13 protein-coding genes are annotated in these 15,856 nt (G+C 71.4%); 7 read left to right on the top strand and 6 right to left on the bottom strand.

From position 1 onward, the window contains the following. Positions 1-91 precede the first annotated feature (91 nt). The 4 genes from H488_RS28225 to H488_RS28240 form a co-directional block, all read right to left on the bottom strand. Positions 92-1,837, bottom strand: coding sequence for a BCCT family transporter (locus H488_RS28225; RefSeq protein ID WP_017833533.1), 1,746 nt, complete (start codon positions 1,835-1,837; stop codon positions 92-94). 7 nt (positions 1,838-1,844) lie between these two features. Further along, entirely contained in the window at positions 1,845-2,621 is a 777-nt protein-coding gene (locus H488_RS28230; protein ID WP_017833534.1) for a creatininase, read from the bottom strand. A gap of 119 nt (positions 2,622-2,740) precedes the next feature. Then, complete coding sequence (locus tag H488_RS28235) at positions 2,741-4,000, bottom strand: M24 family metallopeptidase (RefSeq protein ID WP_017833535.1); 1,260 nt, start codon at positions 3,998-4,000, stop codon at positions 2,741-2,743. A gap of 272 nt (positions 4,001-4,272) precedes the next feature. After that, complete coding sequence (locus H488_RS28240; RefSeq protein ID WP_017833536.1) at positions 4,273-4,932, bottom strand: GntR family transcriptional regulator; 660 nt, start codon at positions 4,930-4,932, stop codon at positions 4,273-4,275. Between the two features lie 151 nt (positions 4,933-5,083). Here H488_RS28240 and glyA point away from each other — a divergent pair, with 151 nt between their 5' ends. The 7 genes from glyA to purU are packed head-to-tail and all read left to right on the top strand — an operon-like array spanning position 5,084 to position 13,793. Continuing rightward, entirely contained in the window at positions 5,084-6,394 is a 1,311-nt protein-coding gene (gene glyA / locus H488_RS28245; protein ID WP_017833537.1) for a serine hydroxymethyltransferase, read from the top strand. Beyond that, positions 6,394-7,611 carry a sarcosine oxidase subunit beta family protein gene (locus H488_RS28250; protein WP_017833538.1) on the top strand — a complete coding sequence of 406 codons (1,218 nt, stop codon included), beginning with the start codon at positions 6,394-6,396 and terminating at the stop codon, positions 7,609-7,611. Before glyA ends, H488_RS28250 begins: the two co-directional genes overlap by 1 nt. Positions 7,612-7,625: 14 nt before the next feature. After that, positions 7,626-7,913 (top strand): sarcosine oxidase subunit delta, encoded by a 288-nt coding sequence (locus tag H488_RS28255; RefSeq protein WP_017833539.1) that lies wholly within the window; start codon positions 7,626-7,628, stop codon positions 7,911-7,913. Beyond that, positions 7,910-10,825 (top strand): sarcosine oxidase subunit alpha family protein, encoded by a 2,916-nt coding sequence (locus H488_RS28260; protein WP_017833540.1) that lies wholly within the window; start codon positions 7,910-7,912, stop codon positions 10,823-10,825. Before H488_RS28255 ends, H488_RS28260 begins: the two co-directional genes overlap by 4 nt. Continuing rightward, entirely contained in the window at positions 10,818-11,495 is a 678-nt protein-coding gene (locus H488_RS28265) for a sarcosine oxidase subunit gamma (RefSeq protein WP_017833541.1), read from the top strand. Before H488_RS28260 ends, H488_RS28265 begins: the two co-directional genes overlap by 8 nt. Further along, positions 11,495-12,898 carry an L-serine ammonia-lyase gene (locus H488_RS28270; RefSeq protein WP_017833542.1) on the top strand — a complete coding sequence of 468 codons (1,404 nt, stop codon included), beginning with the start codon at positions 11,495-11,497 and terminating at the stop codon, positions 12,896-12,898. The genes H488_RS28265 and H488_RS28270 overlap by 1 nt, the downstream gene beginning before the upstream one ends. Before the next feature lie 7 nt (positions 12,899-12,905). Further along, positions 12,906-13,793: a formyltetrahydrofolate deformylase gene (gene purU, locus H488_RS28275; protein ID WP_031283052.1), complete on the top strand. Its 888-nt coding sequence runs from the start codon at positions 12,906-12,908 to the stop codon at positions 13,791-13,793. Positions 13,794-13,905: 112 nt separating this feature from the next. Here purU and H488_RS28280 read toward each other — a convergent pair whose 3' ends face one another. Together H488_RS28280 and H488_RS28285 are read right to left on the bottom strand one after the other, a co-directional pair. Further along, a complete protein-coding gene (locus H488_RS28280) occupies positions 13,906-14,586 on the bottom strand; it encodes an MBL fold metallo-hydrolase (RefSeq protein ID WP_017833544.1) in 681 nt (226 codons plus the stop codon). After that, positions 14,583-15,746: an S-(hydroxymethyl)mycothiol dehydrogenase gene (locus tag H488_RS28285; RefSeq protein WP_017833545.1), complete on the bottom strand. Its 1,164-nt coding sequence runs from the start codon at positions 15,744-15,746 to the stop codon at positions 14,583-14,585. Before H488_RS28285 ends, H488_RS28280 begins: the two co-directional genes overlap by 4 nt. Between the last annotated feature and the right edge of the window lie 110 nt (positions 15,747-15,856).

The following is a 15,856-nucleotide window of genomic DNA, read 5'->3' on the forward strand; positions in this document are numbered from 1 at the left end:
CATTTGTTTCAGAAAAATTTTTCGAAAATCGCACCGCGGGACGGTGGGCACGCCGCGACCGCGGTCAGGGCCACCGTCCCGCGGGCGGGGATCACGGCCGCGCGAGCGCGTCCGGGACCGGCTCCCGTCCGGCGGGCACCGCGGCCGGCCGGGCCGGGGGCTGCGGGACCGCCCGCTCCACCACCGTGGCGTCCTCGCCGCCGGGCGCGTCCGGCGAGGGGTCGTTGACCTCGCGCTCCAGGCGCTCGGTCTCCGGGGTGCGGGTGAGCAGCCGCCGGACCAGGTTCGCGATCATCAACAGGATGACGAAGGAGAACGGGAAGGCCCCGATGATGGTGCCGGTCTGCACCGTGTCCACCACCGCGGTGCCGCCGAGCGTGAGCAGCGTGACCGCCACGGCGGCGATGCTGGCCACGAGCACCACGCGGAAGAGGGGCCCGGCCCTCCGCGGCGCGGAGACGAACTCGGCCAGGGCGTGGGCGCCGGAGTCCAGGGAGGTGACGTAGTAGGTGGCGACGAGCACGGTGGCGACCACGAGCAGCAGCGAGCCGACGACGGGCACGGACTCCAGCATGACGAACAGTCCGCTGGACGTGTCCGCCGCGACCGCCGCGGAGATGCCGCGGTCGCTGCGGTCGTCGTAGTGCAGCGCCGCAGAGCCGATCACGCCGATCCACGCCATCACGATCAGGGAGGGGACCACCGTGACACCGATGACGAACTCACGGATGGTGCGCCCCCGGGAGATGCGGGCGATGAAGCCGGCGACGAACGGGCTGAAGGCGATGACCCAGCACCAGATGAACACGGTCCACCAGCCGTTCCAGCTGTCCTGCCAGGTGGCGATGTCCTGACCCGCGGTCCCCGCGTCGGTCCAGAAGCTCATCGGGAGGAAGTTGGTGAAGAAGGAGCCGAAGGTCTGCGTGATGTTGGAGATGAGGAAGATCGTGGGGCCGAAGACGAACACGGCCACGAGCAGCACGATGCTCAGCACCGAGTTGAGCTCGCTGATCCGCTTCATGCCCTTGTTGATGCCGAAGAACGCGGAGACGGCGGTGAGCCCGCCCAGGCCCAGGATGACCAGCAGCCAGACGCCCGAGCTCGGCGAGAGCCCCGTGAAGGACGCGAGTCCCGAGCTGAACTGCATGGCGGCGAAGCCGAAGGACGTGGCCAGGCCCAGGACGGTGGCGATGATGGCCAGCAGCTCCACGACCACGCCGGCCCCGCGCTGCGACCACTTCGGCAGGATGTCGACCGTGGCCTCGCGGAAGGTGAGGGTCTTGCCGAGGTTGTGGTGGGAGTAGGCGAGGCAGACGGCCACCACGCAGTACATGGCCCAGGCCGTCAGGCCCCAGTGGAAGTAGGACCACACCATGGCGCCCTCGGCCGCGCCGTCCTGTCCCGCGGGCACGACGGGGTTGTCGTCCCGGAGCAGGATGGGCTCGGCGACCGACCAGAAGATGAGGCCGATGCCCTGTCCGCAGGCGAAGAGCATCGAGTACCAGGCGAACTTGCCGTGCTCCGGGCGGGCGTCCGGGCCGCCGAGGCGGATCGAGCCGACGCGGCTGACGACCAGCCACACGCACACGGCGACCGCCACGAGCGAGTACAGGATGAACAGCCACGTGAAGTTCCCGGTCACGAAGGTGCGCGCCGTGGAGATGGCCTCGGCGGCGCCGCCCGGGTCCATGGTCACCACCACCAGCACGGCGATGATGAGCAGGGGCGGGAGGACCGTGATGACGAGCCGGTCCAGGGCGGGCAGGTGCCGCCCCCGGAACCGCGGCACGGTCACGGCCTCGGTGGCGGCCGCCGCGGAGGCGTGTGACTTCTTCATGTGTTTCTCACTTCCCGAACTCGCTGGTGACCGCCCGGACGATGCCGGTGCGGACGGTGGAGAGCAGCAGTTCGCCGCGCTGGGCGGTCGCGCCTGCTGGAGAGGAGAGGCACCCGGAGCTCGGGGTGCGAGCGGGGTCCTCGGGGAAAACGTCGTAGGGGGCCAGGTCAGCGGGGGGATGGTCGGGGGCCCGGGACATGTCGACCTTCTCGGGGTGCAGGTGGAGCATCAGCGAGGTCTCGAGGACGCCTCCGTGCTCGATGTCCCAGCCGAGGAAGCCGTCGGGGAAGACGGCCGCCAGGGTCTGCTCGTCGACGAAGTCCCAGTACGAGAGCAGCAGGGCCCGGCTGTCGTCGAGGCCGCCGGCCCGGGCCTCGCGCACCGCGAGGTCGAGTCCTTCGTAGAGGAACTGGTAGTTCTCGAAGTGGCCGTTGACCACCGCGATCCGGCGGACGCCGTGGCGGAAGAACTCCAGCACCACGTCCTTCGTCTGTGCGATGAGGGCCTGGGCCGAGAGACTGGTGGTGCCGGCGCGGTGGTTGCCGCCCCCGGAGCGGGGCTGGGACTTGTAGCCGTAGCAGAAGGCCGGCGCCACCAGGGCGTCGAGGTCCTCCGCCGCGGCGGCGCAGATGGCGCGGGAGAGCATGGCGTCCACGCCCAGCGGCATGTGCGGACCGTGCTGCTCCGTGGCCCCGGTGGGGATGAGCACCAGCCCCTGACCGGTGGCCACGTACTCCTGGTAGCTGTGGGCGTCGAGGTCTTCGAGCGAACGGGTGGTGACCACCGTGGTCCTTCCGTGCAGTGGATGTGGCGGTGCCGCGGGGTGCGGCTGCGGCAGAGGAGCTGCCGGGGAGGACGGCGGCGGCGCACCGGGGCGCCGCCGCCGTCGTCGTCGTTCCGCGCCTAGGCGGACACGATGTTGTGCTCGGGGCCGTACGGGAACTTGGTGATGTTCTCCGCGCCGTCCTCGCCGACGACGAGGATGTCGTGCTCGCGGTAGCCCCCGGCGCCCGGCTCGCCTTCCGGGACCGTGATCATCGGCTCCATGGACACGACCATGCCCGGCTCCAGCACGGTGTCGATGTCCTCGCGCAGCTCCAGGCCGGCCTCGCGGCCGTAGTAGTGGGAGAGCACGCCGAAGGAGTGGCCGTAGCCGAAGGTGCGGTTGGCGAGCAGGCCGTGGGAGATGAAGATCTCGTTGAGCTCCGCGGCGATGTCCTTGCACACCGCGCCCGGCTTGATCAGCTCGAGGCCGCGCTCGTGGACCTCGACGTTGATCTCCCACAGCTCGCGCGAGCGGGCGTCCGGCTCGCCGAGGAACAGGGTGCGCTCCAGGGCGGTGTAGTAGCCCGACGTCATCGGGAAGCAGTTCAGGGACAGGATGTCTCCGCGCTGCAGCTTGCGGGTGGTGGCCCAGTTGTGGGCGCCGTCGGTGTTGATCCCGGACTGGAACCACACCCAGGTGTCGCGGACCTCCCGGTGCGGGAAGGTGCGGGCGATCTCGTGGACCATGGCCTCGGTGCCGGCCAGTGCGACCTCGTACTCGGTGATGCCCTCGCGGATCGCCGCGCGGATGGCCTCCCCGCCCAGGTCGCCGATGCGCGCGCCGTGCTTGATGACCTCGATCTCCTCGGCGGACTTGAGCATGCGCTGGCGCATGGCGTCCTGGGAGACGTCGGTGAGCTCCGCGCCCTCGAACGCGGCCTGGATGCGCCGGCGGGTCAGCAGCGGCAGGGCGTCGTCCTCGACGCCGATCCGCCGGGCCTGCACACCGCGCCGGCGCAGGGCCTCCTGGAGGCCGTAGTAGAAGTTGTCGCGCCGCCAGTCGGTGTAGACGATGTTGTCGCCGTAGCTGGTGCGCCACGGCATGCCGGCGTCGATGTTGGCGGTGACCGTGACGGAGTCGTCGGCGGTGACGACGAGGGCGTAGTTGCGCCCGAACGTGGTGTAGAGGAAGTCCGAGTAGTACTTGATGCCGTGGTAGCTGGTGAGGATGACGGCGTCGAGCTGCTGCTCCGCCATGATCCGCCGCAGGCCGTCCAGCCGGCGCTCGAACTCGGCGTCGGAGAAGGTCAGCTGCTCCTTCTGCCCGTTGTGCAGGGTCTTCAGGCGCTCGAGCTCGGCGACGGAGGCAGCGGGGGCGGTGATGGGCGAGGTGGTCATGGTCGTCCTTTCGTGGGTGCTCCTGGTGGCACGGAGCGGATCCGTGCCGAACGGCCTGGGAGCCGGGGAAGAGGAGTGCCTCTTGGCGCAAGTGCGTTGCTGTCAATGCAACAGCGTTGCCTCAATGTAGGGAGTGATCCAGCTCACCGTCAATGGCCGTGACGTTAATTCGTGTTACTGCGAGGTTAAACCCGGTCACACCGGGAGACATTCAGCCGCCCGTGGTGCGGCGGCGACGCATCGAAGTTGTGATCAGCGCAACAATTGGCCGCTCAGAGGACCCGCCGCACCTGCTCCTCGAAGTCGCGGATGTGCTCGAGCATGATCGTGGCGGCCTCGTCACCCCTGCCCTCCAGCACCGCGGTGAGCAGGGCCGTGTGCACGGAGATGTGCTCCTGCAGCTGCGGGATCCGGTCGGCGGCCACGCACCAGATGCGGGTGGCGAGGTTGCCGTAGCGCGTCAGGGTCGTCTCCAGGTGCGCGTTGCCGGCGGCGGCGTACACGGCCCGGTGGATGGCCACGTCCCAGCGGAGGGTGTCCTCGCGGTCCTCGGCGGCCGGCTCCTCGAGCTGCTCCCGCAGCCGCTCCAGCCGTTCGCGGGCGGCACCCCCGCGCCGCGCGGCGGCCAGACGGGCCGCCAGCGGCTCCAGCACCTCGCGCACCTGGGAGATCTCGGACAGGGCCGTGATGTCCACCGTGGTCGCGAACGTCCCCCGGCGCGGATAGGTCACCACGAGGTGCTCGGACTCCAGCCGCTTGAGCGCCTCGCGCAGCGGAGTGCGCCCCACGCCCAGGTCCTCGCTCAGGCGGGCCTCGTTGAGCGGGCTGCCGGGCGGGATGTCGAGCAGGATCAACCGGTCCTGCAGCCGGAGGAAGGCCTGGTCGGCCAGGGACCGGCCGCCCGCCGCGGTCTCGTCGGTGTGCTGCAGCATGCGGGCCCTTCCTGCGGCGTGTGTGACGGGGCCCGAGCGCCGGATGACGACGGGGCGGGACGTCATGCTTGACCCGCCGTGCCCCTCGTCACATACTAGGCCTGAACAACTGATATATCAGTTGCACACAGAAAACTTCCCAGGAGGGCACATGACCGTGCACGAGGACCACTCCCTGTACCAGCCGCTGGCCGAGAGCGACCCCGAGGTCGCCGCGGCCGTCGACGCCGAGCTGCGGCGCCAGCAGTCCACGCTGGAGATGATCGCCTCCGAGAACTTCGCGCCCTCGGCGGTCATGGAGGCCCAGGGCTCGGTGCTCACGAACAAGTACGCCGAGGGCTACCCCGGCCGGCGCTACTACGGCGGCTGCGAGCACGTGGACGTGATCGAGCAGCTGGCGATCGACCGCCTCAAGGCCCTGTTCGGCGCCGAGCACGCCAACGTCCAGCCGCACTCCGGGGCGCAGGCCAACGCCGCGGCCATGTCCGCGCTGCTCCAGCCCGGCGACACCATCCTGGGTCTGGACCTCGCCCACGGCGGGCACCTGACGCACGGGATGAAGCTCAACTTCTCCGGCAAGCTCTACCAGGTCGCCGCCTACGGGGTCTCCGAGGACGACCACCGGGTCGACATGGACGAGGTCGCCCGGCTCGCCCGCGAGCACCGCCCGCAGCTCATCATCGCCGGCTGGTCCGCCTACACGAGGCAGCTGGACTTCGCCGCGTTCCGCGCGATCGCCGACGAGGTCGGGGCGTACCTGATGGTCGACATGGCGCACTTCGCCGGGCTCGTCGCCGCCGGGCTGCACCCCAACCCGGTGCCCCACGCCGACGTGGTGACCTCCACGACGCACAAGACGCTCGGCGGCCCGCGCGGCGGGGTGATCCTGTGCAAGCAGGAGCACGCGAAGAAGATCAACTCCGCGGTCTTCCCCGGTCAGCAGGGCGGCCCCTTGGAGCACGTGATCGCCGCCAAGGCCGTGGCCTTCAAGCACGCCGCGGCCGAGGAGTTCACCGACCGCCAGGTGCGCACCCTGGAGGGCGCGAAGATCCTGGCCACCCGGCTGCTGTCCCCGGACGTCATGGCCACCGGGATCAACCTGGTCAGCGGCGGCACCGACGTGCACCTGGTGCTGGTGGACCTGCGGAACTCCGAGCTCGACGGACAGCAGGGCGAGGACCGGCTGCACCGCATCGGGATCACGGTCAACCGCAACGCCGTGCCCTTCGACCCCCGCCCGCCGATGGTCTCCTCCGGTCTGCGGATCGGCACCCCGGCCCTGGCCACCCGCGGCTTCGGGGCCGAGGAGTTCACGGAGGTGGCCGACATCATCGCCCAGGCGCTGATCCAGGAGCTGACCGACGAGCTCGTCGAGCAGCTGCGCGATCGCGTGACCGCCCTGGCCGAGCGGTTCCCGCTCTACCCGAACCTGTCCGCCCCCGCCCTGAACGGAGCCTTCTGATGGCCGACCTGCTGCCGGAGCACCCGGACTTCCTGTGGCGCAACCCGGACCCGAAGTCCTCCTACGACGCCGTGATCGTCGGCGGCGGCGGACACGGGCTGGCGACCGCCTACTACCTGGCCAAGAACCACGGCATGACCAACATCGCCGTGCTGGAGCGGGGCTGGCTGGCCGGCGGGAACATGGCCCGCAACACCACGATCATCCGCTCCAACTACCTGTGGGACGAGTCCGCGGCGATGTACGAGCACTCCCTGAAGCTCTGGGAGATCCTGCCCGAGGAGCTGGAGTACGACTTCCTGTTCTCCCAGCGCGGCGTGATGAACCTGGCGCACACCCTGGGGGACGTCCGCGAGTCGGTGCGCCGGGTCAACGCGAACAAGCTCAACGGCATCGACGCGGAGTGGATCAGCCCGGAGCAGGTCAAGGAGCTGTGCCCGATCATCAACATCGGGGACGACATCCGCTACCCGGTGATGGGGGCGACCTACCAGCCGCGCGCGGGCATCGCCAAGCACGACCACGTGGCCTGGGCCTTCGCCCGCAAGTGCGACGAGATGGGCGTGGACATCATCCAGAACTGCGAGGTCACCGGCTTCGTCAAGGACGGCGACCGGGTGGTGGCCGTGGAGACGTCCCGCGGGCGGATCAACGCCGGCAAGGTCGGGCTCTGCGGGGCCGGGCACTCCTCGGTCCTGGCGGAGCTCGCCGGGTTCCGGCTGCCGATCCAGTCCCACCCGCTGCAGGCCCTGGTCTCGGAGCTGCACGAGCCCGTGCACCCGACCGTGGTGATGTCCAACCACGTGCACGTCTACGTCTCCCAGGCCCACAAGGGCGAGCTGGTCATGGGCGCCGGCGTGGACGCCTACAACGGCTACGGCCAGCGCGGCGCCTTCCACGTCATCGAGGAGCAGATGGCGGCAGCGGTGGAGCTCTTCCCGATCTTCGCCCGCGCCCACGTCCTGCGCACGTGGGGCGGCATCGTCGACGTCACCCTGGACGCCTCCCCGATCGTCTCCAAGACGCCCGTGGACCAGATGTACGTCAACTGCGGCTGGGGGACCGGCGGGTTCAAGGGAACCCCCGGCGCCGGCTACTCCTTCGCCCACACCATCGCCCACGACGAGCCCCACCCCCTCAACGAGCCCTTCGCCCTGGAGCGGTTCGAGACCGGGGTCCTCATCGACGAGCACGGCGCCGCCGCCGTGGCCCACTAGGAGGCCGGAACACCATGCTGCTGATCGAGTGCCCCAACTGCGGGCCGCGCGACGAGACCGAGTACCAGTACGGCGGGGAGGCGCACGTGCCCTACCCCGAGGACCCCAGCCGGCTCTCCGACAAGGAGTGGGCGGAGTACCTCTTCTACCGCAACAACCCCAAGGGTCTGATCGCGGAACGGTGGGCCCACGCCGTCGGCTGCCGCCGCTGGTTCAACGTCGTCCGCGACACCGTGACCTACGACATCAAGGCCGTCTACAGGATCGACGAGCCCAAGCCCGAGATCGGAGGCGTCAAGTGAGCGCGCAGACCCACCGCCTGCCGGCGCAGCAGAGTGCGCCCGGCAGCATCGACCGCACCACGCCGGTGCGCTTCACCGTCGACGGGCAGGAGCACACCGGGTACGCCGGCGACACCCTGGCCTCGGCCCTGCTCGCCGCCGGGCGCATCCACTGCGGCGACTCGATGTACCTGGGCCGTCCGCGCGGGATCGTGTCCGCCGGGGTGGAGGAGCCCAACGCGCTGGTCAAGGTCGCCGCGCGCACGGAGGCCGACGTCGACGAGTCCATGCTCCCGGCCACCACGGTCGAGCTGACCGACGGTCTGCAGGCGTCCTACCTGCGCGGTCTCGGACAGCTCGACCCCCGCAAGGACGAGGCCGTCTACGACCACAAGCACGTGCACACCGACGTCCTCGTCGTCGGCGCCGGCCCCGCCGGGCTGGCCGCGGCCCGGGAGGCCGCGAAGTCAGGGGCCCGGGTCATCCTCATGGACGAGCAGCCGGAGGCCGGAGGCTCCCTGCTGTCGGGCCGCGACGACGTCGTCGACGGCCTGCCCGCCCGCGACTGGGTCGCCCGCACCCTCACCGCCCTGGAGGCCGAGCCCGAGGTCACTGTCCTGCACCGCACCACGGCGTTCGGCAACTACGACGCCAACTACGTCGTCGCCGTCCAGCGGCGCACCGGCCACCTCGCCGAGGCCCCGGGTCCCGGCGTGTCGCGGGAGCGGATCTGGCACGTGCGGGCGCAGCAGATCGTGCTCGCCACCGGCGCGCACGAGCGGCCGGTCGTCTTCGCCAACAACGACCGCCCCGGCATCATGCTCGCCGGATCGGTGCGCACCTACCTCAACCGCTACGCCGTCGCCGCCGGCACGTCGGTGGTCGTGGCCACCACGAACGACTCCGCCTACGACCTCGTGGCCGACCTCGCCGCCGCCGGGGTCCGTGTCGCGGCCGTGGTCGACTCCCGCCCGGAGCTCCACGGCCGGGCCGCCGACATCGCCGCCGCCACCGGGGTTCGCCTGATCACCGGCAGCGCCGTGGTGGACACCGCCGGCGACGGCGAGCACGGGCGGATCAGCGCCGTGACGATCGGCGGGATCGACGGCTCCGGCGCGCTGACCGGCCCCACCACCACCGTGGACACGGATCTGCTCGCCGTCTCGGGCGGGTGGACCCCGGTGGTCCACCTGCACAGCCAGCGGCAGGGCAAGCTGACCTGGGACGAGCGCCTCGCGGCGTTCGTGCCGGGCGCCCCCGTGCGGGACCAGCACACCGCGGGCTCGGTCAACGGCACCACCGACCTGGCGTGGTGCCTCACCGAGGGGGCCCTCGCCGGGGCCGAGGCCGCCGGCCGGGCCGGCTTCGAGACCCAGCCCGAGACCCCGCACGCGGAGAGCGTCGAGTCCTCGCCCGTCCGCCCGCTGTGGCTGGTGCCCGGGCCCGAGGGCGCGTCCGCCGGCTGGAGCCGCCACTTCGTCGACTTCCAGCGCGACCAGACGGTCGCGGACGTGCTGCGCTCCACCGGCGCCGGCATGCGGTCCGTGGAGCACGTCAAGCGCTACACCTCCATCTCGACCGCCAACGACCAGGGCAAGACCTCCGGGGTCAACGCCATCGGCGTCATCGCCGCGGCGCTGAACAGCACCGACGTCGGCGGGATCGGCACCACCACCTACCGCGCCCCCTACACCCCGGTGGCCTTCACGGCCCTGGCCGGACGACGGCTCGGCCACCTGTTCGACCCGGCGCGGCTGACCTCGGTCCACCCCTGGCACGTGGCCCACGGGGCCCTGTTCGAGGACGTCGGGCAGTGGAAGCGGCCCTGGTACTACCCGCAGGCCGGGGAGGACATGGACACGGCGGTGCTGCGCGAGTGCGCGGCCGTGCGCGGGTCCGTGGGGTTCATGGACGCCACCACCCTGGGCAAGATCGAGATCCGGGGCAAGGACGCCGGGGAGTTCCTCAACCGCGTCTACACCAACGCCTTCAAGAAGCTCAAGCCCGGCATGGGCCGGTACGGGGTCATGTGCACCCCCGACGGGATGGTCTTCGACGACGGCGTGACCCTGCGCCTGGACGAGGACCGGTACTTCATGACCACCACCACCGGTGGCGCGGCCAAGGTCCTGGACTGGCTCGAGGAGTGGTCCCAGACCGAGTGGCCGGAGCTCGACGTCACCTTCACCTCGGTCACGGAGCAGTACACCACCGTCGCCGTCGTGGGCCCGAAGTCCCGGGCCGTCGTCGAGAAGCTCGCCCCCGAGCTGGACCTGTCCAACGAGGCGTTCCCGTTCATGGCCTTCCGCGAGACCGTCCTGGCCTCCGGGGTGCCCGCACGGATCTGCCGGATCTCCTTCTCCGGGGAGCTGGCCTTCGAGATCAACGTCTCCTCCTGGTACGGCCTGTCGGTCTGGGAGTCCGTCGCGGAGGCCGGCGCCGAGTACGGCATCACCCCCTACGGCACCGAGACCATGCACGTGCTGCGCGCGGAGAAGGCCTTCCCCATCGTGGGCCAGGACACCGACGGCACGGTCACCCCGCAGGACCTGGGGATGGAGTGGGTGGTGTCCAAGACCAAGGACTTCATCGGCAGGCGCTCCTACGACCGCCCGTCCGCCACCAGCCCGGACCGCAAGCAGCTGGTCGCGGTCCTGCCGGTGGACCGGACGTTCCGGCTGCCGGAGGGCGCCCAGCTGGTGGACCACGGCACGCCCATCACCCCGGAGGTCGCCCCCGTGCCCATGGTCGGCCACGTCACCTCCAGCTACCGCAGCGCCGCCCTGGACCGGACCTTCGGGCTCGCCCTGGTGGAGAACGGCCGCAACCGCATCGGTGAGACGCTCCAGGCCCCGCTCGACGGGCGGCTCGTGGACGTCGTCATCGCAGAACCCGTGCTCTACGACCCCGAAGGGAACCGCCGTGATGGCTGAGCAGCTCCTGACCGACACCACCGCCCTGCGCCGCAGTCCCCTCGCCCACCTCGCGCAGCAGATGCACGAGCAGACCGTGACGGGCGAGCGGGGCGTGGCCCTGCGCGAGATCCCGTTCCTGACCATGGTCGGGATCCGGGTGGCGCCCGGCACTCCGGCCGCCGAGGCGGTCGCCGCCGCGGCCGGGATGCCCCTGCCGACCGGCCACGGCCGGGTCACCGGCACCGCCGGGGCCACGGCGATCCTGTGGATCGGGCCCGACGAGTTCCTGCTCGTCGGCCCCGAGGGCGTGGGGCCCGCGGAGATCGGCCCTGCGGGGAGCGACCTCCGAGCGGCGGGCACCGACGACGCCGGCACCGCAGCCGGGCTGGCCGGGGCCCTGGGCACCGAGCCCGGGCAGGCCGTGGACCTGTCCGCCAACCGCACCACCCTCGAGCTGTCCGGGCCCTCGGCCCGCGCGGTGCTCGAGAAGAGCTGCCACCTGGACCTGCACCCGCGGGCCTTCGCGGTCGGCACCGCCGTGGCCACGACCCTGGGCCCGGTGCAGGTGCTGCTGTGGCGCACGGAGGAGCTGACGTGGCGGATCATGCCGCGGGCCTCCTTCGCCGAGTACACCGCCCGGTGGCTGCTGGACGGCATGACGGAGTTCGCCTCTCCCGAGGTGCCCTGATGGCGCTGTCCGCCCTGGACCTGTTCTCCGTCGGCATCGGCCCCTCCTCGTCCCACACGGTGGGCCCCATGCGGGCCGCCCGGCTGTTCGCGGACGGGCTGGCCGGGGCCGGCCTCCTCGAGGGAGTCGCCAGGGTCCGGGCCGAGCTGTTCGGCTCGCTCGGCGCCACCGGTCACGGGCACGGCTCGGACAAGGCCGTGATCCTGGGGCTGCAGGGCGAGGATCCGGAGACCGTGGACACCGACACGGCGGACGACCAGGTGCGGATGAGCACGGAGCGCGGGCAGCTGTGCCTGGCGGGGGTCCGGCCGATCCCCTTCGACCGCGCCGAGGACGTCGTCATGCACCGGCGCAGGTCGCTGCCCGCGCACCCCAACGGCATGACGTTCGCAGCCTTCGGGGCGGACGGCGAGCCGGTGCGGGAGCGGACCTACTACTCGGTGGGCGGCGGGTTCGTGGTGGACGGGGACGTGTCCGGGGCGGACCGCATCGTCCAGGACACCACGGAGGTGCCGTACCCGTTCACCACCGGCCGGCAGCTCCTGGAGCACTGCCGGCGGGAGGGGACCTCGATCGCCGGGATCATGCTCGCCAACGAGCTGTCCTGGCGCAGCGAGGAGCAGCTCCGCTCGAGCCTGCTGCGCCTCTGGGCCGTCATGCAGGAGTGCGTGGAGAACGGGTGCACGCGCACGGAGGCCCGGCTGCCCGGCGGGCTGAAGGTCCGCCGCCGGGCGCCGGGCCTGCGGGCGCGGCTGCGCGAGGCCGAGGCGGCCGCCGACGCGTGCGCCGTCCGGCCGGCGTCCGATCCGCTGCAGGCCATGGAGTGGATCAACCTCTACGCCCTGGCGGTCAACGAGGAGAACGCCTCCGGCGGGCGGATCGTCACCGCCCCGACCAACGGGGCGGCGGGCATCATCCCCGCCGTGCTGCACTACTACGACCGGTTCGTCGCCGGGGCGGACGAGGACGGCGTGGTGGAGTTCCTGCTGACGGCGGCGGCCGTCGGCATCCTGATCAAGGAGAACGCCTCCATCTCCGGCGCGGAGATGGGCTGCCAGGGCGAGGTGGGCTCGGCCTGCTCCATGGCCGCCGCGGGCCTGTGCGCGGTCCTCGGCGGCACGCCGGAGCAGGTCGAGAACGCCGCCGAGGTCGGCATGGAGCACAACCTCGGGCTGACCTGCGACCCCGTGGGCGGGCTCGTGCAGATCCCGTGCATCGAGCGCAACGCGATCGCCTCCGTCAAGGCCATCAACGCCGCACGCCTGGCCCTCCAGGGCGACGGCGAGCACACGGTCTCGCTCGACCAGGTCATCAAGACCATGCGCGAGACCGGCAACGACATGAAGATCAAGTACAAGGAGACCTCCCGTGGTGGACTGGCCGTCAACGTCATCGAATGCTGAGCAGCGCCTGCAGCCGCAGGCCGTCACCACCGCTCCACCCACGACGGAGCTGGTGCTGACCCTCGACTGCCCGGAGAGACCGGGGATCGTGCACGCCGTCAGCGGGGTGCTCCTGGAGCACGGGTGCAACATCGTGGAGCTCACCCAGTTCGACGACCGGCGGCTGGGCCACTTCTTCATGCGCGTGCACGTCGCCTCCGCCACGGAGGACGGCCTCGACCCCGAGGCCCTCCGGGCGGACCTGGCCCCGGTGGCCGAGCGGTTCGACATGCGCTGGGAGCTCAGCGAGCACGGGGCGAAGCGGCGGGTGCTGGTGATGGTCTCCAAGTTCGGCCACTGCCTCAACGACCTGCTCTTCCGCGCCCGGACCGGGGACCTGCCCGTGGACATCGTCGCGGTGGTCTCCAACCACCGCGACCACCAGCGCCTCGTCGAGTGGCACGGCATCCCGTTCTTCCACGTGCCCGTCACCCGGGACACCAAGCCCGAGGCCGAGGCCCGGCTGCTGGAGCTCGTGGACCGCTTCGAGGTGGACCTCGTGGTCCTGGCCCGCTACATGCAGGTGCTCAGCGACTCGCTGGCCACCCGGATGGAGGGACGGGTGATCAACATCCACCACTCGTTCCTGCCGTCCTTCAAGGGCGCCAAGCCGTACCACCAGGCCTACGAGCGCGGGGTGAAGACCGTGGGCGCCACGGCGCACTACGTCAACGCCGAGCTGGACGAGGGCCCGATCATCGCGCAGCAGCTCGTGGACGTGGACCACACCTACGGCCCGGAGGACCTCGTGGCCGCGGGGCGGGACACCGAGTGCAAGGCCCTGTCCAACGCCGTGAAGTGGCACTGCGAGGGCCGGGTCATCCTGCACGGCAACCGCACGGTCGTCCTGCGCTGAGCACGCACGACGGAGCGCCGCCCCCGGGGATCCCGGGGGCGGCGCTCCGTCGTGGGTGCTCCGGGACGTCGTGCGTGCTCCGGAACGTCACCCGGGCCGGCCTCCTGCCGGCTCAGTGGCCGCGGTCGATCCACTCCTGCAGGTGGGGGGCCTCCGCGCCGATCGTGGTGGTGTCCCCGTGGCCGGTGAGCACCTCCGTGGTCCCCGGCAGCGTGAGCAGCCGGTCCCGGATGGAGTCGACGATCGTGGGGAAGTCCGAGTACGAGCGGCCGGTGGCGCCGGGACCGCCCTGGAAGAGGGTGTCCCCGGAGAACAGCACTCCGCCCTCGCCCAGGTCCGGCGCCCAGAAGCACACCGAGCCCGGCGAGTGGCCCGGGGTGTGCAGCGCGGTGAGGCGCACCCCGCCCACCGAGTAGACGTCACCGTCGCGGATGATGCGGTCGAAGCGGCGGGCGGGGTGGACCTGCTCCCAGAGCATCGTGTCGTCCGGGTGCAGGTGCACCGGTGCCCGCAGCTGCTCGGCGACCTCGACGACGGCGCGGATGTGGTCGTCGTGGCCGTGGGTGAGCAGGATGGCCACCACTGCCCGGCCGCCGACGGCGTTCACGACCTGCTGCGGGGCGTGGGCCGGGTCGATGACCACGCACTGCTCGTCGTCGCCCACGATCCACACGTTGTTCTCGACCTCCCAGGTGCCCCCGTCCAGGGAGAACGTCCCCGAGGTCACCAGGTGCTCCACCCGGACCCGGCCCGTGGCGTCCGTGCGCCGCCCCACATCCTGCCGCCCGGTCATCGGGCCGCTCCGGCCGGGGCGGCCGCGCCGGTCTCCAGGCCACGCTCCTCCGCGCCGGTCGCCGAGCGGTCCAGCTCCACGACGGAGCGCAGGACGGTGCCGGCCTTCATCTTCGCGAAGGCCTCCTCGACGTCGTCCAGGCCGATGCGCTCGGTGACGAACCCGTCGAGGTCCAGCCGGCCGAGCCGGTACTGGTCCACCAGCATCGGGAAGTCCCTGGAGGGGAGGGTGTCGCCGTACCAGGCGGACTTGATGGACCCGCCGCGGCCGAAGACCTCGTCCAGCGGGATCTCCCACGTGGTGCCGGGGGCGGGCACCCCGACCAGCACCATCCGGCCGGCCAGGTCACGGGCCTCGAACGCCTGCTGGAAGGTGGGGGCGATGCCCACGGCGTCGATCACCAGGTCGGCGCCGTTGCCGCCCGTGAGCGCCCGGATCGCCGCCACGGGGTCCTGCTCCTTCGAGTTGACCACGTGGGTGGCGCCGAAATGCTCCGCGGTGGCCAGCTTCTCGTCGTCGAGGTCCACGGCCACGATCGTGGTGGCCCCGGCCAGTGCGGCACCGGCGACCGCGGCCGCCCCGACCCCACCGCAGCCGATCACGGCCACGGACTCCCCGCGCTTCACGGCGCCGGTGTTGAGCACCGCGCCGATGCCGGCCATCACGCCGCACCCGAGCAGCCCGACGGCCGCGTACTGGTGCGGTTCGAGGTCGGCCTCGATCCTCGTGCACTGCCCGGCGGCGACGAGGGTCTTCTCGGCGAACGACCCGATGCCCAGGGCCGGGGTCAGCGGGGTGCCGTCCTCGAGCGTCATCCTCTGGGTGGCGTTGTGGGTGGCGAAGCAGTACCAGGGCTCGCCCCTGCGGCAGGCCCGGCACTCGCCGCACACCGCTCGCCAGTTCAGGATCACGTGGTCGCCCACGGCGACCTCCGTCACCCCCTCCCCGATCGCCGACACCACGCCCGAGGACTCGTGGCCCAGCAGGAACGGGTAGTCGTCGCCCACCCCGCCCTGGACGTAGTGGTGGTCGGTCTGGCACACCCCGCAGGTGAGCACGTCCACCAGTACCTCTCCCGGTCCGGGGTCCGGCACCAGGATGGTCTCCACACTGACCGGCTGGTTCTTGCCCTTGGACACCACGCCCTTGACCTTGTGCATGCTGGAACTGCCTTTCGTCGTCGTCGGCACCGGTAACGGTGCTCGATCGCAGAAGTCGTACTGGGAAGTCCCGAGGTCGGGACGAAGAGCCGCGGCCGGAGCGGCGCACG

It is taken from the genome of Kocuria sp. UCD-OTCP (genome assembly GCF_000349605.1).
Lineage (GTDB): Bacteria > Actinomycetota > Actinomycetes > Actinomycetales > Micrococcaceae > Kocuria > Kocuria rosea.

Excerpts from the sequence above, each read along its gene's own strand:
- H488_RS28225 (WP_017833533.1), bottom strand. The coding sequence starts at position 1,837 with ATGAAGAAGTCACACGCCTCCGCGGCGGCCGCCACCGAGGCCGTGACC.
- H488_RS28235 (WP_017833535.1), bottom strand. The coding sequence starts at position 4,000 with ATGACCACCTCGCCCATCACCGCCCCCGCTGCCTCCGTCGCCGAGCTC.
- H488_RS28240 (WP_017833536.1), bottom strand. The coding sequence starts at position 4,932 with ATGCTGCAGCACACCGACGAGACCGCGGCGGGCGGCCGGTCCCTGGCC.
- glyA (WP_017833537.1), top strand. The coding sequence starts at position 5,084 with ATGACCGTGCACGAGGACCACTCCCTGTACCAGCCGCTGGCCGAGAGC.
- H488_RS28250 (WP_017833538.1), top strand. The coding sequence starts at position 6,394 with ATGGCCGACCTGCTGCCGGAGCACCCGGACTTCCTGTGGCGCAACCCG.
- H488_RS28255 (WP_017833539.1), top strand. The coding sequence starts at position 7,626 with ATGCTGCTGATCGAGTGCCCCAACTGCGGGCCGCGCGACGAGACCGAG.
- H488_RS28265 (WP_017833541.1), top strand. The coding sequence starts at position 10,818 with ATGGCTGAGCAGCTCCTGACCGACACCACCGCCCTGCGCCGCAGTCCC.
- H488_RS28270 (WP_017833542.1), top strand. The coding sequence starts at position 11,495 with ATGGCGCTGTCCGCCCTGGACCTGTTCTCCGTCGGCATCGGCCCCTCC.
- H488_RS28280 (WP_017833544.1), bottom strand. The coding sequence starts at position 14,586 with ATGACCGGGCGGCAGGATGTGGGGCGGCGCACGGACGCCACGGGCCGG.
- H488_RS28285 (WP_017833545.1), bottom strand. The coding sequence starts at position 15,746 with ATGCACAAGGTCAAGGGCGTGGTGTCCAAGGGCAAGAACCAGCCGGTC.